This is a genomic window from Nocardioides sp. (assembly GCF_047607185.1).
Classification (GTDB): domain Bacteria; phylum Actinomycetota; class Actinomycetes; order Propionibacteriales; family Nocardioidaceae; genus Nocardioides.
Genome location: NZ_JASGDQ010000011.1, coordinates 1 through 22,398 on the forward strand (window position 1 = coordinate 1; position 22,398 = coordinate 22,398).

Consider the following 22,398-nt stretch of genomic DNA (forward strand, 5'->3'; position numbering starts at 1 on the left):
CGGGCCGCGGAGGCGGAGGCCGCGCACCAGGCGCGGCTGGCAGCCGAGCAGGCCGGGCAGGCACGGGCGGGCGAGGCCGACGAGGCCCATCAGCGTCGTACCGCCGCCGAGGCCGCGGCCGAGGAGGCCGCCCGATCGGCGGCCGAGGCCCATGCCGCCCGGCAGGCCGCCGAGGAGGCGCTGGCGCAGGCGCAACGGCTGCGGGACGAGGCGTACGCCGAGGCGGCGGCCGTCCGGGACGCCGCCGCTGCGGAGGTTGCCGCTGTTCGCGAGGCCACCGCGAGGGAGGTCGCCGAGCACGCCGCCGTACGGGTCGACCTGGAGCGCACCACCACCGCCAAGCTCCGCGAGGCCGAGTCGGCGGCGGCCTCCCGGATCGCCGCCGAGGGCTTCGCCACCGTCAAGGCCAACGAGGCGGCCGAGGCCCACGAGCTGCGGCTGCGGGCCGAGAGCGCCGCCGCCGAGAGGGCGGCCTCGGCCGACCAGGCGCACGCGGGGCGGGAGTCCGCCGAGCAGCGACTGGTCGAACTGACCGGGCAACTGCAGGAGGCGGTCACCGCGCGCGAGGCGGCGGAGCGGACGGCGCAGGAGGCGGTCGCCGCCAGGCTGGCCGCCGAGCAGGCAGCCGCCGCCCAGGTGATGGAGGCGCTGGAGGCCCGGCTCTCGGCCGAGGAGGCGGCGGTCCTCGCCCAGGCCGCCCGCGAGGCAGCCACCCAGGCGGCCAAGACCCAGGCCGACACCGCCCTCGCCGCCGTACGGGATCGCGAAGAGGCGGAGCGTCGCGCCGAGGAGGCGCTTGCCAGGGCCAGCGCCGCCGCCGAGCAGGCTGCGCAGGCGCACCGGCTGCGCGGCGAGGCTGAGGACGCCGCCGCGAAGGTGTCCATCGACCGACAGGCCGTCGAGTCGTCGATCCGTCACAACACCGGGCTGGTGGAGACCGCGCTGCGCGAGCGGCTCGCGGCCGAGAGGCGCGCCAACGAGCTGGCTCAGGAGTTGCTCGCACTGCGTACCGCCGTCGCCAGGTCGCTGACCGGCCGGCCCAGCAAGCGCAGCCTTGCCGCGCTGCAGGCGGCCCTGGAGACGCCGACGGCGATCGAGCCGGAAGTGGCCCGGTCGCTGGACGAGACAGGCGCGATCCCGGCGATCAGGTCGGAGCTGTTCGACACCCCGCCGACCGCCGAGACCGAGCTGCCGCCAGGGGTCGGCGAGACCGGGCAGGCATGGCTCAGGTCGGCCTGGGCGGAGGTGGACTCCCAGCGCTCCGACTCCTCCCCCGCCTCCGCCGACTCGGCTCCCGAGGTCGCCGACCGCGAGACGGAGCCGGTCACCGTGCCGGCGGCGCGGTCGTTCTCGACCGCGCCCGGCGCCGACGTGACGGTCAACGACAACGGGGTCCTCGACATCCAGCACCGCGGCGAGCACCACCGCTTCGACCTCTACGACCGCGACATCGACGTACGCATCAACGGCCGGCCGGGCCAGCGTCGCTGGCGCGTGGAGCTGGCCACCCCCGGCACCCACCCGGTCGTCGTCGACGGCAAGATGGTCGACCCAGAGGCGTTCACCCGCGAGATCCTGCGCTGGCGCCCCGAGGTCACCCGCCGCTAGCCGTGACCAGGCGCAAACTGACGCCCATAAACCGGTGAGCGGGCGCAAACTGACAATCAAGACGCGGTGACCGGACGCAAACTGACACGGCCCACTCGGCGCTTGGGTCGCTGGGGTCCGACAGACTGCTGGCGCAGGCCTCACGCGACATCTTGGCCATGTCAGTTTGCGCCCGGTCACCGACCTTCGGGTGTCAGTTTGCGCCCGGTCACCGACCTTCGGGTGACAGTTTGCGCCCGGTCACCGACCTTCGGGTGACAGTTTGCGCCCGGTCACCGGCTTTTAGGTGTCAGTTTGCGCCTGCTCGGCGGGGTTTGAGAGTCAGTTTGCGCCTGGTCACGGTTGGTGTTGCGTCAGCTGGCGTTGGGGATCGCCAGCTTGTGGAGGGCGTCGGCGATGTCGGCGCAGGCGGCCCTGGCCGTCGGCACCTTGAGGGTGTTGAAGAAGCCGTGGATCTGGTCGGCGTAGCGCCAGGACTCGACCGGCACCCCCGCCTCAGCCAGCTTGGCGGCGTACTGCTCGCCCTCGTCGCGCAGCGGGTCGAAGCCGGCGGTGGCGACGAACGCGGGAGCGACCCCGGCCGGCACCTCGACGGCGAGCGGGGACAGCAGCGGGTCGACCGGGTCGACGTCGGCGGGGACGTAGCTGCTCATCGCCAGGTCCATGAAGTCCTTGGTGAGATAGAAGCCGGTCCGGAACAGCTCCCGACTGCGGGTCTCGATCTCCAGCTGCGTGACCGGGTAGACCAGCAGCTGGAAGGCGCACTCGGTCGTGGTCTGCAGCGCCACCACCGCGGCCAGGTTGCCGCCGGCGGAGTCGCCGCCCACGCCGATCCGGTCGGGCAGCGCGCCCAGCGCCTCGGCGTGCTGCCTCGCCCACCCGAACGCCGCCAGCGCGTCCTCCGCGGCCGCTGGGAAGAGCGCCTCGGGCGCCAGCCGGTATTCGACCGACAGCACCCGCACGCCCGACTTCTCGCACAGGAACCTGACCGCCGCGTCGTGGGAGTCGAGGTCGCCGTAGATGAACCCACCGCCGTGGTAGAAGACCAGCAGCGGCCCCGGCGCCTCGACACCAGTCGGGGTGTAGAGCCGGGCCTTGCCGCCGTCGGTCCACACCGTCTGCACCTTGCCGACCGGCTCCTCGCCGCCGGAGAGCACAGTCTGGCGCTGCATCACCTTGCGGCCCTTCTCGATCGGCAGCGTCTCCACCGCCGGCCCGGCCGCCTTCGCCAGCCGCAGCATCAGCTGTACGTCGACGGCGAGCACCTGCCCGTCGACCTTCACCGGCCGCCCGGCCAGCGCCCGCTGCGCCGGGGCCGGCAGCGTCATCGCACTGTCGAAGGTCAGCTTCTCGGCGGAGCCCACCGTGGTGGTCACCGTGTTGCCGAGCGTGGAGATGGCGTACGTCGCCGGACGAGTCAAGCGCTTCACGACTGCGAACCTACCGCGTGAGGTTCCAATCGCGCTCGCGATGGGTAGAACGTCGCCGTGCTCCTCCTCGCCGCCGTGCTGTCGCTCGCCGTCGCCGACGACCCCTATGTCGACGCGGCGGAGGCGGGCTGGCGCGACGGCCCGGTCTACCTCAGCCCGGAGGCCGGCGCTCTCAGCCCGACCCAGGCGAGCGCGCTGGCCGACCGGATCGAGGGGTGGCGCGACGACGTCTACGTCGCCGTGCTGCCAGCCACCGCGCTGGAGAACCGGCCCGGTGCCGAGCCCGAGCGGGCGCTGACACTGCTCGACGAGCTCGAGGACCGCACCCCGGACGGCATCGGCGGCATCGTGATCGCCAGCTTCGGCGGGATCGGCACCTTCGCCGCCTCCTACGACCCGCTGCGCGACGGCGACGAGCAGGTCGGTCAGCTGATGGCCGACGCCGTCGCCGACCACACCGTCGGGCAGCAGGCCGAGGTGGTCGAGGAGGTGCTCGACGAACTCGGCGCGCCGGGCGGGCCCGGCGGCTCGGGCGGCTTCCCTCGGGGTTGGTTGGTGGTGGCACTGCTGGCGGTGCTGGCGGCCGCCGGCGCCACCTACGTCTGGCTGAGGCGGTGCTCCGGCCGGCGTCCGTCCGGCGAGCGGTGGGGCGGCCGGGCCGACTACCGACCCGCCTGGGCGACGTACGACGACGAGCGCGACACCCTCGAGAAGCGGCTCGCGCTCGCCCGCGAGGATGTCACCAGACTCGGCGAGGAACTCGACCGGGCGGACGTCCCCGGCACCGACCCGGTCGTCCGCGACCACCTACAGGCGGCGCTGGACGCCTACGCCGACTGCTCGCGCCGCGTCGAGACGGTGACCTCGGACGAGGAGCTGAGGCGGCTCGGCGACGTGGTGGAGTACGCCCGCTGGCGGCACGCCTGCGCCCGGGCCCTGCTCGCCGGCGCTCCCCCGCCACCGCGGCGGGTGCCTTGCTTCCGCGACCCGACGCACGGCGTCTCGGTCGCCGACGTGATGTGGGCGCCGCCCGGCGGCGTGCCACGACCCGTGCCCGTGTGTCGGGCCTGCTTCGAGGAGATGACACCGTGAGAACGTGTTGGGAAAGGTCCTGAGAGTGCCCCTGCGGATCCTGGCGATCGCGTTCCTGCTGGTGCTGCTGACCGGCTCGCCCGGTCACGCCGACACCGACCTCGACAGGTACGCCGGCGAAGTGGCCGGCCACCTCGCCCGGCCCGGCCTCTACGTCGCCGACGACGCGCTCGGGCATGGCGGCCTGACCCCTGACCGGATCGCGGACCTGGACCGGCTGGCGGCGGACACCCCCGGCCCGGTGCGGATCGCGGTAGTCACCGCCGACTCCCTCCAGACCGCCGGCTGGGATCCGGTCCGGGGCGACCCCATGGAGTTGCTCGGCGCCATCTACGACCATGTCGGCGCCGACGGCACCTACCTGCTGCTGATCGACGCCATGAGCTCCGACGGCGGCCGCTCGTTCACCACCAACCAATGGGCCGAGGACGGTCCGACCTATCAGGTCGAGAAGGGGGTCGACGACGCGGTGGACTGCTGCGCGCCGGCATACGACGACATGATCGAGGCGTTCCTCGGCACCGCCGGCGAGGAGGAGCTCAATCCCGGGCCGGTGATCGGCGGGCTGCTGGCGGGCCTCGCGGTGCTCGTCGCCGGCTGGTGCGGGCTGCGCGCCTACCTCCGTCACCGCACCCGGGGCCGGGCCGACCGCGAGGTGGCCGAGGCGCTGCGGCCGGCGCTCACCGAGGAGGTGATCGAGCTGGAGACGAGGGTCGGGGCGCTGCCGACCTACTCCGGCGATCCCGACGGCGATCTGCCCCAGGCGGTACGACGAGTCCTCGACCTGGTCGAGGAGGTCCGCCACCGGCTCGACGACCCGAAGCTGATGGACACCCCCGAGGAGGCCGAGCAGGTCACCAAGCGGCTCTCCGACGCCCGCTACGAGCTGGTCCGCATCGACGCGCTGAGCGCCGGCCGACCGGTGCCGGAGCGGACCGCGCCGTGCTTCTTCGACCCCCGGCACGGCCCGAGCACCGACGAGCGCGACTTCACCCCCGAGGGCGGCAAGGCGCGCAAGGTCCACGTCTGCCACGCCTGCGCGCTGCTGCTCGACGCCCAGCAGGTGCCGCCCACCCGGATGCTCGCCACGCCTGCCGGCGAGCGGCCCTACTGGCAGGCCGACCGGCTCAGCCGGCCCTATGTCAACGGCTACTGGCAGGTCCGGCGGTTCGACGACGACCGCATGGAGCGGATCCGTACGACGCCCGGTACCGCCCTCACCCCGGCCCGGCCGCGGCGTACGCCGACGACGTTCAGCTGGCTCTCCGACGGTGGCTCGGGACGCGGTGGCGGCTGGTCGTCATCGCCGTCCGGGTCGAGCCGGTCGTGGTCGTCCCGGTCGTCCTCGCGCAGTTCCTCCTCGCGTCGCTCCTTCGGCGGTGGCCGGTCCTCTTCCCGCTCCAGCTCCCGGAGCGGGAAGAGCCGCAAGTTCTGACACCCGCCGTTCACCGGGAGGTGTCACACTGAGGTGCATGACCGTGGAGGAGACCGAGCACGACCTCGGGACAGTTGAGTCCTTCGAGATCGAGCCGCCCTATGTGCCCGACCACGACGAGCTGTCGTCGGTGGAGAAGTTCGAGGACCGGTTCCTGGACCGCGAGCTGTCCTGGCTGCGGTTCAACCAGCGGGTGCTGGAGCTGGCCGAGGACGAGTCGCTGCCGCTGCTGGAGCGGGTGCGGTTCCTGGCGATCTTCACCTCCAACCTCGATGAGTTCTTCATGGTCCGGGTGGCCGGCCTGAAGCGGCGCATCGCCGCCGGCGTCGCGGTGCGCGCGGCCAGCGGGCTGATGCCGCGCGAGGTGCTGGAGAGGATCTGGGAGGCCACCCGGGAGCTCTCCGAGCGGCACGCGAGGGTCTTCACCGACCAGCTCACCCCGGCGCTGTGGAACGAGGGCATCGAGCTGGTCCGCTGGGCCGACCTCAACCCCACCGAGCAGAAGTTCTGCAAGAAGCTGTTCAAGGAGCGGGTCTTCCCGGTGCTCACCCCGCTGGCGGTCGACCCGGCCCACCCGTTCCCCTACATCAGCGGCCTCTCGCTCAACCTGGCCGTGCTGCTGCGCGACCCGAAGACCGGCAAGGAGCACTTCGCCCGGGTCAAGGTGCCCTCCAACTTCTCCCGGTTCGTGCCGCTGGGCAACGACCGGTTCGTGCCGCTGGAGGACGTCATCGGGGAGCACCTCAAGCGGCTCTTCCCGGGCATGGAGATCCTCCAGGTGCACACCTTCCGGGTGACCCGCAACGAGGACTTCGAGGTCGAGGAGGACGACGCCGAGAACCTGCTCGCCGCGCTGGAGAAGGAACTGCTGCGGCGCCGCTTCGGGCCGCCGGTGCGGCTGGAGGTGGAGCAGTCGATCTCCGACTTCGTGCTGGAGCTGCTGGTCTCCGAGCTGGACATCTCCGAGGCCGAGGTCTTCAAGCTGCCCGGTCCGCTCGACCTGCGCGGCCTGCACGGCATCGCCGACATCGACCGCGAGGAGCTGAAGTACCCCGCGTTCGTGCCGACCACCCACCATCGACTGGCCGAGGTGGAGTCGGCGGCGCCGGTCGACGTCTTCAAGGCGGCCCGCCGGCGCGACGTACTCCTCCACCATCCCTACGACTCCTTCGCCACCAGCGTGCAGCGGTTCATCGAGCAGGCCGCGGCCGACCCCAACGTGCTGGCGATCAAGCAGACCCTCTACCGCACCTCCGGCGACTCGCCGATCATCGACGCCCTCATCGACGCCGCCGAGTCGGGCAAGCAGGTGCTGGTGCTGGTCGAGATCAAGGCGCGCTTCGACGAGCAGGCCAACATCCGCTGGGCCCGCAAGCTGGAGCAGGCCGGCTGCCACGTGGTCTACGGGCTGATCGGCCTGAAGACCCACTGCAAGCTGGCGATGGTGGTGCGCGACGAGGGACAGTACGGCATCCGGCGCTACACCCACATCGGCACCGGCAACTACAACCCCAAGACCTCACGGCTCTACGAGGACTACGGCCTGATCACGACCAACGAGCAGATCGGCGAAGACGTCGCGCACCTGTTCAACAACCTCTCCGGCTGGTCCCGTTCGGCGTCGTACGACGAGCTCCTGGTCGCCCCCGACTCGGCCCGGACCGGACTGGTCGAGCAGATCCACGCCGAGATCGCCCACCACCAGGCCGGCCGGCCGGCGCGGATCCGGCTCAAGGCCAACTCGGTGGTCGACGAGGCGATCATCGACGCGCTCTACCTCGCCTCGCAGGCGGGCGTGCCGGTGCAACTGCTGGTGCGCGGCATCTGCGCGCTGCGGCCCGGCGTGCCGGGGCTGTCGGAGACGATCGAGGTGCGCTCGGTGCTGGGCCGGTTCCTGGAGCACTCCCGCGCGTTCTGGTTCGAGAACGACGGCGAGCCGGTGATGTGGATCGGGTCGGCGGACATGATGCATCGCAACCTGGACCGCCGCGTCGAGGTGCTGGTGAAGCTGCCGCTGACCGACCACGTGGCCGGCGTCGGGGAGCTCTTCGACCTGGCCTTCGCCGACGACACTCGCGCCTGGCTGCTCGGGCCCGACGGGACCTGGCACCGCAACGACGGCACCGTCGACATGCAGGAGACCCTCATCGAGCAGCACCGGCGACGCCGGGCGACGTTCGTGCGCTCGGACTCCTGAGCTCAGACGCCCAGGGCCAGGCGGAGGATCTGGTACGCCGCCGCGGCCACCACTCCCGCCGCCGGGAAGGTGAGCACCCAGGCGGCCAGGATATTGCCGGCCACCCCCCAGCGGACCGCCGAGAACCGCTTGGTGGCGCCCGCGCCCATGATCGCGCTGGTGATGGTGTGCGTGGTCGAGATCGGCGCGTGCCAGGCGAACGCCGTCGTGTAGAGCACGGTCGCCCCGACCGCCTCGGCCGAGAAGCCGCGGGCCGGGTCGAGGTGGATGATCTTGCGGCCCAGCGTGCGCATGATCCGCCAGCCGCCGGAGTAGGTGCCGAGCGAGATCGCGCCCGCCGCGCAGATGATCACCCACAGCGGCAGGTCGTCGCCGGCGGTGGCGTGGCCGGAGGCGACCAGCGCCAGGAAGATCACGCCCATCGTCTTCTGTGCGTCCTGCAGGCCGTGGCCGAGCGCGAGGGCAGCGGCCGAGACGGTCTGCAGCATCCGGAAGCCACGGTAGACCCTCGTCGCGGGATGGTTGCGGAAGATCCACATCACCGCCAGCATCACCGCGAAGGCCAGGCAGAAGCCGACCACCGGCGAGGCGACCATCGGGATGAGCACCTTGTCGACGATGGTGGTCCAGTGGATGTCGGCGAGGCCGGGTCCGGCCGCGAGCGCGGCGCCGACCAGGCCGCCGATGAGGGCGTGCGAGGAGGACGAGGGCAGCCCGAAGTACCAGGTGATGAGGTTCCAGGCGATGGCGCCGAGCAGCGCCGCCAGCACGATGACGAGCGCGTGCTTGGCGTCGTCGCCGTCGATCGCGATGGTGTCGGCCACCGTGTGGGCGACCTTCTGGCCGAGCAGCGCCCCCACGAAGTTCATCACCGCCGCGAGGATGAGCGCCACCCGGGGGGTGAGCGCCCGGGTCGAGACCGAGGTCGCGATGGCGTTGGCGGCGTCGTGGAAGCCGTTGGTGTAGTCGAACGCGAGCGCGACGACGACCACCGTCACGACGATGGCGAGCTCCACTCAGGATTCCTTGAGTGCGATCTGCTCGATGATATTGGCGACCCGCTCGAAGCCGTCGATGGCCGCTTCCAGCGCCTCGACGATGTCCTTGAGCTTGAGCACCTCGACGGCCTTGAACTCGCCGGAGAAGATCGTCGCCAGGATGCGCCGATGGTTGCGGTCGCCGGTGTTCTCCAGGCGGTTGATCTCGATCCAGTACTCCTCCAGCGACTTCATCGCCTGCAGGTTGGGCATGGCCGCGGCGGTGAGCTCGGCGCAGCGCTGCAGCACCGCCACCTGGTCGGAGAGGTCCGGCGGCAGCACTTTGACCTCGTAGACCAGGATCATGTCGACGACCTCGTCCATCAGGTCCATGATGTCGTCCAGCCCCGAGCCCAGCGAGTAGATGTCCTCGCGGTCGAAGGGCGTCACGAAGACCTGGTTGACGCGCTTGACGATGGCGTGGGTGGTCTCGTCGGCGTCGTGCTCGGCCGCCCGCATGCGCCGGGCGACATCCTCCTGATCGGCCGACTCGCCGAGCATCTCGGCAAGCAGCCCGGCACCGGTCACCAGATGGTTGGCCGACTCCGTGAAGAGGTCGTAGAAGGTCGTGTCGACCGGACGGATGCGCAAACGCACAGGGAACTCCCGGAGAGTCGGGGACGAACGCGCGACCACTCTAGGGGGTGGGTCTGCCTCCGGCGCAACTGATGGGTAGACACCCCCTGTTCCGGGCACCTGACATCCTGCACGCCGTTACGGCGTGTCGTGGTACGGAACGTCAGGTGCCCCGGGGTCGGGCTACCGTCAGGCGGCCACCTGCTGGCGGCGCAGCCAGACTCGCCGCTGCTCCTCATCGAGCGCCCGGCGCCGGGCCACGGTGCTGGTGTCGACCCACCAGTGCGGCTGCTGGAGAGTCCACGCGGCGGACCGCGGCCGCCGGGAGGCACGGTCGTACGCCGAGCGCAGCCGGCGGACGAAGCCGTCACGGTCGCGGTTGTCGGCCGAGACCATCGTGACCAGCTCCAGCCCGAGATCCCGATAGAGCTCCTCACGACCCAGGTCGCGCTCCCGGGGTCGCAGCTCGCCGTGCTGGGCCCCGTCGTACTCCCCGACGACGCCGGTCGCGGGATCAAGCAGGTCGGGGGTGACCAGGTGGCTTCCCCAACGGTCGAACAAGGGCACGTTGACCAAGGGCTCCGGAAGTCCTGCGACACGGGTCCAGATCAGCCGCATCACCGGCTCCCGCGGGGACCAGCTGTTCTCGCTGGCGTGCGGCAGCGCCGACCAGATCCGGGTGACGTGCGGACGGCCGGCCAGCCGCGCCCGCGCGTAGTCGAGAACCTCCTGCAGCGAGCAGAGGTCGTAGAAGGCGGCCATGTCCAGCGCTGCGACCCGGCGTTCCAGACTGGGCGTCGTACGTAGGATGCGACAGACCGAGCGCGGATGGACGGTCACCGGGAGCCCGTCGACCCGAGTGATGTCGTCGACAGCCAGGAACTCCTCGCACAGCTCGACGCCCGGCTGCGGCCGGAGCTTGCGATGGTTGTCGAGGGCCAACGGGACCGGCAGGTGCCCACCTGCTGGATCGTGGCCGCCGAAGTAGGCGCCACCGCCCCAGCGCAGACCGGCCCAGCCGGTGACCGCGCCACCCGACGGCAACCGGACGGCTGCCTCGACGATGCGCTGCTCCGCCGCTCTCGGATCGACGTGAGACGGCACGAACCAGCCTCGGCCGACGGCTCGCCAATGAGGACCGGCCGCCTCCCGACGGGTCGGACCGCCCATACCGCGCGGATCCGTCCTGACCGGCAAGACCACACCCGCATGCCTGAGGTCCGAGACATCCATGCGGCGAGCATGCCCCGAGTCTCGAAACCGTGACGTCGATCATCCACAAGGGCCGCCGCGCACCTGACGTTCTGCACGCGTTTTCGGCGTGTCGCCGTGCAAAACGTCAGGTGCCCGCGAAGCCGCGCGCCAGGGGGATCAGCCGAAGCGACCGCTGATATAAGCCTCGGTCGACTCGTTGTCGGGGTTGGTGAACATCTTCTTGGTGGGGTTGAACTCCACCAGGTGCCCGGGCTGGCCGGCCGCCTTGAGGTTGAAGAAGCCGGTGTCGTCGGAGACCCGGGCGGCCTGCTGCATGTTGTGGGTCACGATCACGATCGTGAACTGGTCCTTGAGCTCGTGGATCAGGTCCTCGACCGCGGCGGTGGAGATCGGGTCGAGCGCGGAGCAGGGCTCGTCCATGAGCAGGATCTGCGGCTCCACCGCGATCGCCCGGGCGATGCACAGCCGCTGCTGCTGACCGCCGGAGAGGCCCATGCCGGGCCGGCTCAGCCGGTCCTTGACCTCTTCCCAGAGGTTGGCGCCGCGCAGCGACCGCTCCACGATGGCGTCGGCCTCGGACTTGGGGATCCGCTTGGAGTTGAGCCGGTTGCCGGCCAGGACGTTCTCGTAGATCGACATGGTCGGGAACGGGTTGGGCCGCTGGAAGACCATGCCGATCATCCGGCGCACCTCGACCGGGTCGACGCCGGGGTCGTAGAGGTCCTGCCCGGAGACGGTGATCTTGCCCTCGACGTGTGCGCCCGGGATCACCTCGTGCATCCGGTTGAGGGTGCGCAGGAAGGTGGACTTGCCGCAGCCGGAGGGGCCGATGAAGGCGGTCACCGCCTTCGCCTTGATCGTCATGTTGACGCCCTCGACGGCCTTGAAGTCGCCGTAGTAGATGTTGACGTCGGAGACGTCGATGCTCTTGGCCATGTGTTGCTCCTAGCGCCCGGTCTTGGGGGCGAAGATCTTGCTGATGATGCGAGCCGCGAGGTTGAGCAGCATCACGATGACAATGAGGATCAGCGCACCGCCCCAGGCCCGGTCGTAGCCCTCGGGCGTCGCCTGGCCGTACTGGGACATGATGAACACCGGCAGCGTCATCATCCGGTCGCTGAACAGGTTGGTGTTGACGGCCTCGAAGGTGCCGACGGCGACCAACAGCGGCGCGGTCTCGCCGATCACCCGGGAGATCGCCAGCACGATGCCGGTGATGATGCCGGCCAGCGAGGTCGGGATGACCACCTTCATGATGGTGCGCCACTTCGGCACCCCGAGAGCGTACGACGCCTCGCGCAGGTCGGCCGGGACCAGCCGCATCATCTCCTCGGCGGAGCGGACCACCGTCGGGATCATCAGCAGCGAGAGCGCGATGGAGCCCATGATGCCCATTCGGGTGCCGACGCCGAAGATCAGCGTGAACAGCGCCAGCGCGAAGAGACCGGCGACGATCGAGGGGATGCCGGTCATGACGTCGACCAGGAAGGTGACCATCCGGCCGATCCGGTTGCCCTTCGCGTACTCGACCAGGTAGATGGCCGTGAACAGGCCGACCGGCACCGAGATGACGACGGCGCCGAAGGTGATCAGCAGGGTGCCGATGAGCGCGTGCTTGAGGCCGGCACCGACAACGAGCTTGCCGGTCTCCGGGTCGAGCCGCTGCACCATGTCGTTGGTCAGGAAGTCGCCGTTGATGGCCGAGAGGCCGTGGCTGAGCACCGTCCACAGCAGCCACACGAGCGGGACCAGGATGAGCAGGAAGGCGGCCCAGATGACGCCGGTGACGGTCCGGTCGACCAGCTTGCGGTTGGTCTTGAGCCGGGGCGCGCCGGCCTCGGGAGCGGTCGTTGCACTCACCTGGAGTTCCTCTCGCTACGGCCGACGACCCAGCGCGCCGCGAAGTTGACGGCGAACGTGAAGACGAACAGCACCAGACCGGTCGCGAGGAGGACCGTCTGGATGCGGGTGTCCTCCGCGTTGTACTTCGAGGCGATATTGGACGCGATCGTGGCCGGGTTGGTCGACGAGATCAGGTTGAGAGTGACGATCGGCGTCGCCGAGAGCACCATCGCGACCGCCATCGTCTCGCCGAGCGCCCGGCCGAGGCCGAGCATGACGGCGGCCACCATGCCGGAGCGGGAGTGCGGGAAGACCGCATAGCGGATCATCTCCCAGCGGGTGGCGCCGAGCGCCAGCGCCGCCTCCTCGTGGAGCTGCGGGGTCTGCGCGAAGACCTCCCGGCTGATCGCGGTGATGATCGGGATGCACATGATGGCCAGCACCACGCCGGCCACCAGGATGGTGCGCCCGGTGGAGGACGGCGGCCCCTCGAAGAACGGCAGCCAGCCGAGATACTTGCCGAGCCAGTCCTGCACCGGCTGGGAGGCGACGGCGAGCGAGCGAGCGCCCCAGAGGCCGAAGACGACCGAGGGCACCGCGGCGAGCAGGTCGATGACGTAGGCGACCGGAGCGGCGATGCGGCGCGGCGCGTAGTGGCTGATGAACAGCGCCAGCGCGAACGAGAAGGGGACGGCGATCAGCAGCGCGATGACGGCGGCGAGCACAGTGCCGTAGACCAGCGGGCCGACGTACCCCCAGAAGTTGTCCGAGGCGGGTCCGTAGACCTCGGAGTCGGCCGAGAAGCCCGGCGCACCCTTGATCGCGAGGAAGACGAAGACGGCCGCGAGGGCGACGAGGATCGTCATGCCCGCGGCCAGCGCGAGGCCGGAGAAGACCCGGTCGCCGAGGCCAAAGGAGCCCTTCTTGGCCAGTTCCGGCTCTGTTGGGCTCTTGACGTCTGATGTGGTGCTCACGGATCTCCTGAAGGTTGACTGCCGCAGCGGCGGGGCCGAGCCGGCCCCGCCGCTGGGTGGTGTTGGTGCGTCAGCCGGCCGTGATGCCGTCGAGGATCGAATCCGCCTTCGCGGCGATGTCGGACGGCATCGGCGCGGAGAGCGCGTTGGCCGCCGCGGCCTTCTGACCCGTGTCGGAGACGATGTACTTGCCGAACGCCTTCACGATGTCGGCGGTGGCCGCGTCGCTATAGGTCGAGCAGGCGATGAAGTACGACGCCATGAACACCGGGTAGATGCCGGCGTCGGTGGCCGTCCTGTTGATCGCGTAGGCCAGGTCGCTCGCGGAGCGGCCCTCGACCGGCGCGGAGGCGGCCAGGCCGACGGCGGCGCCGTCGGCGGACGGGGCGACGTAGGTGTCGCCCACCTTGACCGAGACGACGCCAAGCTCGGTCGTGGCGACCGCGCTGTCGTCGGCGTACCCGATGGTGCCCTCGCCGTCGGTGACGGCGCCGATGACGCCCGAGGTCTTCTCGGCGGCCTCGCCGCCCTGGGTCGGCCAGTCGCTGCTGTGCTCGGTCGCCCAGGCGCCACCGCTGGCCTGGTAGAGCCAGTCGGTGAAGTTGTCGGTGGTGCCCGAGGAGTCGGAGCGGTGGACCGGCGAGATCGCGGTGTCAGGCAGGTCGACGTCCGGGTTCTGGTCGGCGATGGCGTCGTCGTTCCAGGTGGTGATCGTGCCGTTGAAGATGTCGGCGATGGTCGCCGCGTCGAGGTTGAGGCTGTCGACGCCCGGCAGGTTGAAGATGATGTCGATCGGCGAGATGAAGACCGGCAGCTCGATGACGTCGGAGTTGCCGCAGGCGGCCTGGGCCTTCGGCAGGTCCTCGTCGCTGATCGCGGAGTCGGAGCCGGCGAAGGCGTAGGCGCCGGAGTAGAAGTTGTCGCGACCGGTGCCGGAGCCGACCGGGTCGTAGGTGATGGTCACGTCGGGGTTGCTGGCGCCGAAGCCGGCCCGCCACGCCTCCTGGGCGGTCTCCTGCGCGGAGGAGCCGCCGGCGGCGATGGTGCCGGACAGGCCGGTGGCGGCGTCGCCGCCGGTCGAGGTGTCGCCCGACGAGGTGCTGTCGGTGCTGGTCTCGTCGTCCGACGAGCCGCCACAGGCGGCCAGCGACAGAGCGAGCGCGAGGGCGGCCACGCCGGGAACGATCCGGCGGGTGGAAGTGATGGTCACTTCGGTTCTCCTGTGTTCTGCGAGGTTGTCTCGGGCCGAACCTAAGGAGGCGAAGTGACCGGACCCCGGGGCAATGGTGAACGCGGCGTGAACCGAACATGCCGAATCGGCGACGACCGTCCGCCCGGGAGGCAGACATCACGTGAACTACCTCTTGAACGGCGTCGCCGGGGGCTACGCGAGATGGCGCTCGGCGGCGACGACCTGACCCTTGCGGAGGTGGGCGACCAGCAGCGCGCCCCTCTCCAGCGGCACCGCCTCGAGGTCGAGCCCGGCGAGGATGTCGGGCAGCACCGGCCGGTGGCTGCAGACCGCAACCGGCCGCCCGGGGGCCTCGGCGAGCGCCCGGACCAGCTGACGCACCTTGCGCGGCCGGGCGTCCTCCTCGGACAGCAGGTCGACCAGCTCGGGTTCGATGCCGCGGCCGTCGCAGAACGGTCGCACGGTCTCGACGCAGCGGGTGCTGCTGCTGGTCACGACCCGGCCGACGTCGTACGCCGTCAGGATGGTGGCGATCCGCTCAGCCTGTCGCCTGCCGGTGGCCAGCAGCGGCCGGGAGCGGTCCTCGTCGTGCCAGAGCCGGCGCGCCCGGGCGTCGGCGTGTCTGACCACGATGACGGTGTCGGTGCGCTTGGCGGCGGTAAGCGCCTCGGCAAGGGTGGCCTGGTCATAGCGGTAGGTGAGCAGTCGGGCAGCCTTGTCGACCGGAACCCAGGAGACCTCGTCGATCTCGGCGTTGGGCCGGTAGCCGGCGACGTCGTCGGAGCCCCCGGAGGCGACCCGGCCGATCCAGTAGTGCACCTGCTTGGCGCCCTTGGCGGCGCGGTAGCGCTGGTTGGCGAGCGGTCGGCCGAGACGGATCCGCAGCCCGGTCTCCTCCTCGACCTCCCGGACCGCCGTCGCGGTGACGTGCTCGCCACGGTCGCGCTTGCCCTTGGGGAAGGACCAGTCGTCGTACTTCGGGCGGTGCACGAGCAGCACCTCACGTCCCGGCCGGAGCACCACGGCGCCGGCAGCGACGATGTCGGGGGTCGCCATGTAGGTAGCGTATGCGTTCGTGCGGCGACGGGTAGTTCTCGGATGGCTGGCGCTGCTGCTTCTGCTGGCCGGCTCGGCGGGGGCGGCGTGGTGGCGCTCCTCGCAGCACTCCGGGCTCGCCACCGCGCTGGCGCTGGCGCCGGCCGACGCGCAGCGCTACGCGTGGACCGACTGGGCGGCGGTGCGGCAGAGGCTGGGCGAGTCGTCGCTGGACCGGCTGCTCGCGAAGGGGTACGACGCCGACCTCACCTCGGCCTCGGCGATGGGCACCTCGGCGGCCGCGCTGCGCGACACCCTGGGCTTCTCTCCGGCGTCGGTGTCCTGGGAGCTGCTGGCGCAGTCGTCCTCCGGGGTCGTGGACCTGATCGGGCTGCCCGACCCGAAGGCGGTCCACCGGGCGATCGAGGAGGCCGGCTGGAGGCCGATGGAGGACCCGCTGCGCGACGACATGTGGGGCGACGTGAACGGCGGTGCGCTGACGACGAAGCTCGGCATCGCGCCGGAGTTCAGCTACCTGGCGATCCGCGACGGCGTGCTGTTCGCCAGCGACGACGCGGCGTACCTGGCCTCGGTGCTCGATGCCGACGACTCCCCCGCCGAACCGATCGCGGCAGTGGTCTCGGCCATCGGGGATCCGCTGTCGGCGCTGGTCTACGGCGGCGACTACGCGTGTGGCCATCTGGCGATGAGCCAGGCCGACGACGTGGACCAGGCGCAGGCGGCGGCGCTGCTGCGGGAGGTGGACGGGGTCGACCCGATGACGGCGTTCGCGATGGCTGCCGAGCCGGGTGGCGCCGTACGGGTGGCGATGGCGTTCGAGGGCCACGCCCGGGCGGTGCACAACGCCGATGCGCGGGCGAGCCTGGCGAGTGGCTCGGCGCCGGGGCAGGGCGGCGACTTCAGTGAGCGGTTCGCGCTCGGCAAGGTCGAGGCCAGCGGCGATCTGGTGACGATGGAGCTGCGGCCGACCAACGGCGCGGCGGTGCTCTCGGACCTGACGAACGGGCCGGTGCTGTTCGCGAGCTGCTAAGCGAGCGGACCATCCAACACAGCGCGAGCTGCTAGTCGGCACCCTTCACCACATCGAGAATGGCGTCGATCTCCTCGACCGACAGCGGCCCGTCGGACTCACTCGCAGCGACGATGAGATTGGTGGTCAACTCCACCTCACGCAGGAGCTCGGCGTCCTCGAGCGAGACGTCGAACTGATCATGCACAGGCCCTCCTGGAGGTAACGCGAACCCCGTCCTTCGCCCTTGATCTTCTCCTCCCAAGAATAGGTTGAAACGCAAACCAGCGCCGCAGTTTCAGGCAAACGGCACGAGGCCCCCGCCCCGGGCAACCGGGACGGGGGCCTCGCGACCAGCCGATCGAAGATCAGATGGGCCGGACGTTCTCCGCCTGCGGGCCCTTCGGGCCCTGCGTGACGTCGAACTCGACCTTCTGGTTCTCGTCCAGGGACTTGTAGCCCTGGGTCTGGATGGCCGAGTAGTGCACGAAGACGTCGTCGCCGCCGCCCTCCTGCGCAATGAAGCCGAAGCCCTTCTCGGCGTTGAACCACTTAACGGTGCCCTGAGCCATGTGCTCGATTACTCCTTAGTCGGGGCGAGAGGTCGTCACTTCGACGACCCCACACCAGATGCGGTGACACGTCGCTCCGACCTGTGGTGTCCCCCCCCATCGGGTGGGCACAGAGCAGAAACGCCGTTGGATCACAAACTCCGCGGGCGTCAGACCAGCTGGAACTTTGCACCTGTTGCGGGGTCCACATTAGCAATGCTGACCCGGCTGAGAAGAGTCCCGACCCAGGAAATCCGGGTCGCGGACGTGAAGGTTCTGCAACACCGGTGTGAACGGGGGCGATTCGAGACCCCTCGAAGGGCCATCAGGGACCTCTCGGCGGGCCATCTGTGACCTCTCGGCGGAACGCTCAGTCGTTCGAGGAGCGAGGGCTGTAGTCCGACCAGTCGTCGTAGTCGTCGACTTGGTCGTTGTCATCACGCTCGCCATGCAACTCTCGCGCAAGCGCCCCGAAGTCCGTCTCGTGAGTGCGGTACTTCAGGTCGCGGGCGACCTTCGTCTGCTTGGCTTTCGCACGGCCGCGCCCCATAGGGTCAGCCCCCTCGCACGTTGGCCGGGGCACCAGGGCTCCCGGGCTATCTCACAGAATTTTCGTGAGGCCAACGCTACCTGCTCCGGCCGGGTTTCCGCACACTACCCTGTCGAATATCTGTTCGCGCGCGGCGAACGTCACTCCCCCGGATGGTTGCCGACCAGTCGAACCCGGCCTGCCAGGCCCTCGGCGGCGGGGTCGACCGAGCCCGCCACCCAGGCGTCGATGCCGGACTCCGCGAGGATCGCAAGCACGCCATCGACGGCGTCGGCCGGGGCGAGCGCGACCATGCCGACACCCTGGTTCAGGGTCGCCTCGACGTCAGCCAGGGAGAGCCCGCCGCTGGATCGGACCAGCGAGAAGATCGGCGCCGGGGTCCAGCTGGCCCGATCGACGGTGACGGTGACGGTGTCGGGCACGACCCGCTCCAGGTTGGTAGCCAGTCCGCCGCCGGTGACATGCGCCATCGCGTGTACGCCGGCCTCCCGAGCCAGCCGCAGGCACGGCTTGGCGTAGATCCGGGTCGGGGTGAGCAGCTCCTCCCCCAGCGTGCGGCCGAGCTCGTCGACGTGCTGCTCCAGCGTGAAGGATCCGGAGTTGAGCAGCACGTGCCGCACCAGCGAGAAGCCGTTGGAGTGCAGCCCCGAGGAGGCCATCGCGATCACCACGTCACCAGCGACCACCCGGTCGGCGCCGAGCAGCTCGTCGGCCTCGACCACGCCGGTGGTGGCGCCGGCGACGTCGTACTCCTCCGGGGCGAGCAGCCCGGGGTGCTCGGCGGTCTCGCCGCCGACCAGCGCGGTGCCGGCCTCGACACAGGCCTCGGCGATGCCCTTGACGATCGCGGCGATCTTCTCGGGCACGACGCGACCGGTGGCGATGTAGTCGGTCATGAAGAGCGGCTCGGCGCCACAGACGACCAGGTCGTCGACGACCATCCCGACCAGGTCGAACCCGATCGTGTCGTGGATGTCCATGGCCTGCGCGATGGCGACCTTGGTCCCGACGCCGTCGGTGGAGGTGGCCAGCAGCGGACGGCGGTACGACGTCAGGGCGGAGGCGTCGAAGAGGCCCGCGAAGCCGCCGAGACCGCCCATGACCTCAGGCCGGCGCGACTTGGCGACCCACTCCTTCATCAGGTCGATGGCCCGGTCGGCGGCCTCGATGTCGACGCCGGCGGCAGCGTATGCGTTGGTCATCAGCGTCCGATCAGGGGTTGTTGAGCACGGGCAGCGCCTTGCCCATCGTCGGCGAGGAGAGCGAGACCTCCAGCAGGTGCTTGCCGAGCAGGCTCTGGTCGGGCAGCGGCACCGGGTAGTCGCCGGTGAAGCAGGCGGCGCAGAGGCCGTCGGCCGGCTGCCCCGTCGCGGAGACCATCCCGGGCAGCGAGATGTAGCCGAGCGAGTCGGCGCCGATGGAGGAGGCGATCTCGTCCACGTCGAGGCCGTTGGCGATCAGCTCGGCGCGGGTGGCGAAGTCGATGCCGTAGAAGCAGGGCCACTTCACCGGCGGGGAGGAGATCCGGACGTGCACCTCGAGAGCGCCGGCCTCGCGCAGCATCCGGACCTGCGCGCGCTGGGTGTTGCCGCGCACGATCGAGTCGTCGACCACGACGATCCGCCTGCCTCGGATCATGTGCTCGAGTGCGTTGAGCTTGAGCCGGATGCCGAGCTGGCGCAGCGTCTGGGACGGCTGGATGAAGGTGCGGCCGACATAGGAGTTCTTGACGAAGCCCTGGCCGAACGGGATGCCGGACTCCTCCGCGTAGCCGGTGGCGGCCGGCGTACCGCTCTCCGGGACCGGCATGACCAGGTCGGCCTCGACCGGGAACTCGCGGGCCAGCTGGCGGCCCATCTCGACGCGGGCCTCGTGGACGCCGCGGCCGTTGACGGTGGCGTCGGGGCGGGCAAGGTAGACGTACTCGAAGACGCAGGTCTTCTTCCGCGGCTCGGCGAACCGGCGCGAGCGCAGCCCGTCGGCGTTGATCACCACCATCTCGCCGGGCTCGATCTCACGCACCACCGAGGCGCCGACGGTGGCCAGCGCGGCGTCCTCGGAGGCCACCACCCAGCCGCGGTCGAGGCGGCCGAGAACCAGCGGCCGGATGCCGTGCGGGTCGCGGGCGGCGTAGAGGGTGTCCTCGTCCATCCAGACCAGGCAGTAGGCACCGCGAACCCGCGGCAGCACCTCGACGGCGCGGTCCTCCAGGCTCTGGTCGGGATGATGGGCAAGCAGCTCGGTCAGCAGGCTGGTGTCGTTGGTGGCCGACGCCGCCGGGCCACCGGACCGCTGCAGGTCGAGCTCGTCGATCGGCGTCGGCAGCAGCTCGACCAGGTCGCGCAGCTCGGCGGTGTTGACGATATTGCCGTTGTGTCCCAGCGCCACCGAGCCGACCGAGGACGGCCGGAAGGTCGGCTGGGCGTTCTGCCAGGTGGAGGCACCGGTCGTGGAGTAGCGGGCATGGCCGATGGCGACATGGCCGTGCAGCGAGTCCAGAGTGGTCTCGTCGAAGACCTGCGAGACCAGGCCCATGTCCTTGTAGACCAGGATCTGTCTGCCGTTGCTCACCGCGATGCCGGCCGACTCCTGGCCGCGGTGCTGGAGTGAGTAGAGGCCGAAGTAGGTGAGCTTGGACACCTCTTCGCCGGGGGCCCACACCCCGAAGACGCCGCACACGTTGCTCATCCTACGTGGGGAGGGTGGGTACACCGATTCCGCAATGCCGAAACGTTTCACCCCAGGTTCCATCCCAGATCGTCGTAAAAACCACGTCATGAATCGGTCGCGGCGCCGTTCTTCTCATGTTCCAATCTCTCGGGTCCCAACGTTCCGGAGACAGAAAACCCGCGAGATGCCCGACTCGACGCCCCACGCGCTCGGCGCTGTGACGTCCGGCCCTGCCTGGCCGGACGCGCTGACGCGCGCCGCCCTGCAGCTGGTCGCGGAGGCAGTCACCGAGTTGGCCGGCTTCGGGCTGGCCACGGTCAGCGTGGCTGGGGACGACGGGCTGCTGCACCTGGTCGCGGTCGCCGGCGATGTCGAGACCGCCGCACATCTCGCCGGGATGGTCACCCCGACCAGTCACCTGGTGTCCGACCTGGAGCAGGCTGACGACTGGGGTCACTTCAAGTTCGTGCCCCACGAGCGCGCCGGCGACCAGCCGTGGGGCTGGGTGCCCGACCTCGCCATGCCCGACAGCGAGGGCGACTGGCATCCGCTCGACCTCCTCATCGCCCCGCTGTACGACGGCGACGGCACCCTGCGCGGCACCCTGGCGATCGACCTGCCCGACGACGGCCGCCGGCCGGACGCGGCCCGGCGAGCGAGGCTGGAGCGGTTCGCCGAGCAGGCACGGCGGGCGATCCTGAAGGCGCTGGAGCGAGAGCAGCTGGAGCGCCGGGTGCGGCTGGCGGCGGCCGTCCGCGACATCGTCCGGCGCGGCACCGCCAGCACCTCGCTGACCGCAGTCGTCGACGAGATCGACGAGCCGCTGCGCCGGGCCTTCGACGCCGACGGGTTCTGGATCCGCGTCTTCGACGGCACCAGCCGGATCGTCGGCCGGGGCGGTACGACGCCGAGCCTGCTACAGGTCGGCGACCCGCTCACCAGCATCGGCCGGCGGTCGACCGAGCGGCTGTGGCGGGCACAGCAGGTCGCCGCGGTCGGGGTCGGCGGCTACCGCCACAACTTCGCGGGCACCGACGACGAGGGCGCGGCGGTCGAGGCGCTGATCGAGGAGCGCGGCTTCGGGCTGGTGCTGCACGCGCCGCTGGGCGTGGACGGCGAGTGCCTGGGCGCGCTCACGCTGGGGCGCCGAGTTGGCGCGCCCGGCTGGTCGGCCGACGAGATCGAGGCCATCCGCGAGGTCGGCCGTGACCTCGGTCAGGTGCTGCTGAGCACCCTCGCCCTCGAGCGCGAGCAGCAGCTCGTCAGCGACCTGCGTGAGCTCGACGCCTACAAGTCGCGGCTCATCGGTGTCGTCTCCGAGGAGCTGGGCCGGCCGCTGTCGACCATCACTACGAACGTGGACCGGCTGGCCTCGCTCGAGGTGCCCGACGGTGCCGACCGGCTGGTGGCCGGGATGGACCGCAGCACCCGTCGAATGGTCCGGCTGGCCGACGACCTGGCGCTGCTCTCGAAGGTGGCCGACCCGGCTACCCCGGTCGTCGACCGCCCGGTCGACCTGGTGCCGATCGTGCGCGAGGTCTGCCAGCTGACCGAGGCCACCGTCCGGCAGCACCACCAGCGCATCCGGGTGGGGCTGCCCGACACGGACCCGGTGCTGGTGCTCGGCAACGCGACCGAGCTGGACCGGCTGGTGCTCAACCTGGTGAGCAATGCCGTCAAGTACAGCCCCGACGGCGGCGCCGTCACGGTGTCGCTGCGGCGCGACGGCGGGACCGTGGAGCTGACGGTGGCCGACGAGGGGATCGGGATCAGCGAGGCCGACCAGGCCCGGCTGTTCACCGAGTTCTTCCGCTCCAGCGATCCGGCCGCGCTGCGACAGCCGGGCACCGGGCTGGGCCTGGCGATCGTCGACCGGATCGTGCGCCGCCACGGTGGCCGGGTCGAGGTCGAATCCGCGCTGGGGCGCGGCTCCACCTTCCGCGTGATGCTGGCAGGGCTGTGAC

20 protein-coding genes are annotated in these 22,398 nt (G+C 70.7%); 6 read left to right on the forward strand and 14 right to left on the reverse strand.

The annotated features are described in order from the left end of the window. A partial coding sequence (locus QM595_RS01275) for a hypothetical protein (protein ID WP_415169706.1) occupies positions 1-1,608 on the forward strand: 1,608 nt, incomplete at its 5' end. 353 nt (positions 1,609-1,961) lie between these two features. Here QM595_RS01275 and QM595_RS01280 read toward each other — a convergent pair. Continuing rightward, positions 1,962-3,038 (reverse strand): alpha/beta hydrolase, encoded by a 1,077-nt coding sequence (locus QM595_RS01280; RefSeq protein WP_415169707.1) that lies wholly within the window; start codon positions 3,036-3,038, stop codon positions 1,962-1,964. Positions 3,039-3,095: 57 nt separating this feature from the next. On the opposite strand from QM595_RS01280, the gene QM595_RS01285 reads away from it, so the two are divergent. From QM595_RS01285 to QM595_RS01295, 3 genes are read left to right on the forward strand one after another with little or no spacing between them, the layout of a single operon-like run. Beyond that, positions 3,096-4,130 carry a hypothetical protein gene (locus QM595_RS01285; protein ID WP_415169708.1) on the forward strand — a complete coding sequence of 345 codons (1,035 nt, stop codon included), beginning with the start codon at positions 3,096-3,098 and terminating at the stop codon, positions 4,128-4,130. 25 nt (positions 4,131-4,155) lie between these two features. Next, entirely contained in the window at positions 4,156-5,565 is a 1,410-nt protein-coding gene (locus QM595_RS01290) for a hypothetical protein (protein WP_415169709.1), read from the forward strand. A gap of 37 nt (positions 5,566-5,602) precedes the next feature. After that, on the forward strand, positions 5,603-7,762 hold the full coding sequence (locus tag QM595_RS01295; RefSeq protein WP_415169710.1) for an RNA degradosome polyphosphate kinase: 2,160 nt from the start codon (positions 5,603-5,605) through the stop codon (positions 7,760-7,762). A 2-nt stretch (positions 7,763-7,764) separates the two neighbouring features. Here QM595_RS01295 and QM595_RS01300 read toward each other — a convergent pair whose 3' ends face one another. The 8 genes from QM595_RS01300 to QM595_RS01335 all read right to left on the reverse strand — a co-directional run bounded on the left by QM595_RS01300 (position 7,765) and on the right by QM595_RS01335 (position 15,654). Continuing rightward, positions 7,765-8,778: an inorganic phosphate transporter gene (locus QM595_RS01300; RefSeq protein ID WP_415169711.1), complete on the reverse strand. Its 1,014-nt coding sequence runs from the start codon at positions 8,776-8,778 to the stop codon at positions 7,765-7,767. Further along, on the reverse strand, positions 8,779-9,396 hold the full coding sequence (locus QM595_RS01305; protein ID WP_415169712.1) for a DUF47 domain-containing protein: 618 nt from the start codon (positions 9,394-9,396) through the stop codon (positions 8,779-8,781). A 168-nt stretch (positions 9,397-9,564) separates the two neighbouring features. Next, positions 9,565-10,479: a hypothetical protein gene (locus QM595_RS01310; protein ID WP_415169713.1), complete on the reverse strand. Its 915-nt coding sequence runs from the start codon at positions 10,477-10,479 to the stop codon at positions 9,565-9,567. A 267-nt stretch (positions 10,480-10,746) separates the two neighbouring features. Beyond that, complete coding sequence (gene pstB, locus QM595_RS01315; RefSeq protein ID WP_415169714.1) at positions 10,747-11,526, reverse strand: phosphate ABC transporter ATP-binding protein PstB; 780 nt, start codon at positions 11,524-11,526, stop codon at positions 10,747-10,749. A gap of 9 nt (positions 11,527-11,535) precedes the next feature. Beyond that, positions 11,536-12,450 (reverse strand): phosphate ABC transporter permease PstA, encoded by a 915-nt coding sequence (pstA, locus tag QM595_RS01320; RefSeq protein WP_415169715.1) that lies wholly within the window; start codon positions 12,448-12,450, stop codon positions 11,536-11,538. Continuing rightward, a complete protein-coding gene (pstC, locus tag QM595_RS01325) occupies positions 12,447-13,406 on the reverse strand; it encodes a phosphate ABC transporter permease subunit PstC (protein ID WP_415169716.1) in 960 nt (319 codons plus the stop codon). Before pstC ends, pstA begins: the two co-directional genes overlap by 4 nt. A 70-nt stretch (positions 13,407-13,476) precedes the next feature. Beyond that, entirely contained in the window at positions 13,477-14,616 is a 1,140-nt protein-coding gene (gene pstS, locus QM595_RS01330) for a phosphate ABC transporter substrate-binding protein PstS (RefSeq protein ID WP_415169717.1), read from the reverse strand. Positions 14,617-14,790: 174 nt separating this feature from the next. Further along, positions 14,791-15,654, reverse strand: a complete 864-nt coding sequence (locus tag QM595_RS01335) for an NUDIX hydrolase (protein ID WP_415169718.1) — start codon at positions 15,652-15,654, stop codon at positions 14,791-14,793. 19 nt (positions 15,655-15,673) lie between these two features. On the opposite strand from QM595_RS01335, the gene QM595_RS01340 reads away from it, so the two are divergent. Then, entirely contained in the window at positions 15,674-16,684 is a 1,011-nt protein-coding gene (locus QM595_RS01340) for a hypothetical protein (RefSeq protein ID WP_415169719.1), read from the forward strand. A gap of 31 nt (positions 16,685-16,715) precedes the next feature. Here the strand turns inward: QM595_RS01340 and QM595_RS01345 are convergent, their stop codons facing one another. The 5 genes from QM595_RS01345 to purF all read right to left on the reverse strand — a co-directional run bounded on the left by QM595_RS01345 (position 16,716) and on the right by purF (position 20,452). Then, on the reverse strand, positions 16,716-16,871 hold the full coding sequence (locus QM595_RS01345) for a hypothetical protein (protein ID WP_415169720.1): 156 nt from the start codon (positions 16,869-16,871) through the stop codon (positions 16,716-16,718). Positions 16,872-17,031: 160 nt separating this feature from the next. Next, a complete protein-coding gene (locus tag QM595_RS01350) occupies positions 17,032-17,235 on the reverse strand; it encodes a cold-shock protein (protein WP_415169721.1) in 204 nt (67 codons plus the stop codon). Positions 17,236-17,584: 349 nt separating this feature from the next. After that, a complete protein-coding gene (locus QM595_RS01355) occupies positions 17,585-17,764 on the reverse strand; it encodes a DUF3073 domain-containing protein (RefSeq protein WP_415169722.1) in 180 nt (59 codons plus the stop codon). 140 nt (positions 17,765-17,904) lie between these two features. Next, positions 17,905-18,966, reverse strand: a complete 1,062-nt coding sequence (gene purM, locus QM595_RS01360; RefSeq protein WP_415169723.1) for a phosphoribosylformylglycinamidine cyclo-ligase — start codon at positions 18,964-18,966, stop codon at positions 17,905-17,907. A 10-nt stretch (positions 18,967-18,976) separates the two neighbouring features. Then, complete coding sequence (gene purF / locus QM595_RS01365; protein WP_415169724.1) at positions 18,977-20,452, reverse strand: amidophosphoribosyltransferase; 1,476 nt, start codon at positions 20,450-20,452, stop codon at positions 18,977-18,979. A gap of 166 nt (positions 20,453-20,618) precedes the next feature. On the opposite strand from purF, the gene QM595_RS01370 reads away from it, so the two are divergent. Next, positions 20,619-22,397, forward strand: a complete 1,779-nt coding sequence (locus tag QM595_RS01370) for an ATP-binding protein (protein WP_415169725.1) — start codon at positions 20,619-20,621, stop codon at positions 22,395-22,397. Position 22,398 lies beyond the last annotated feature (1 nt).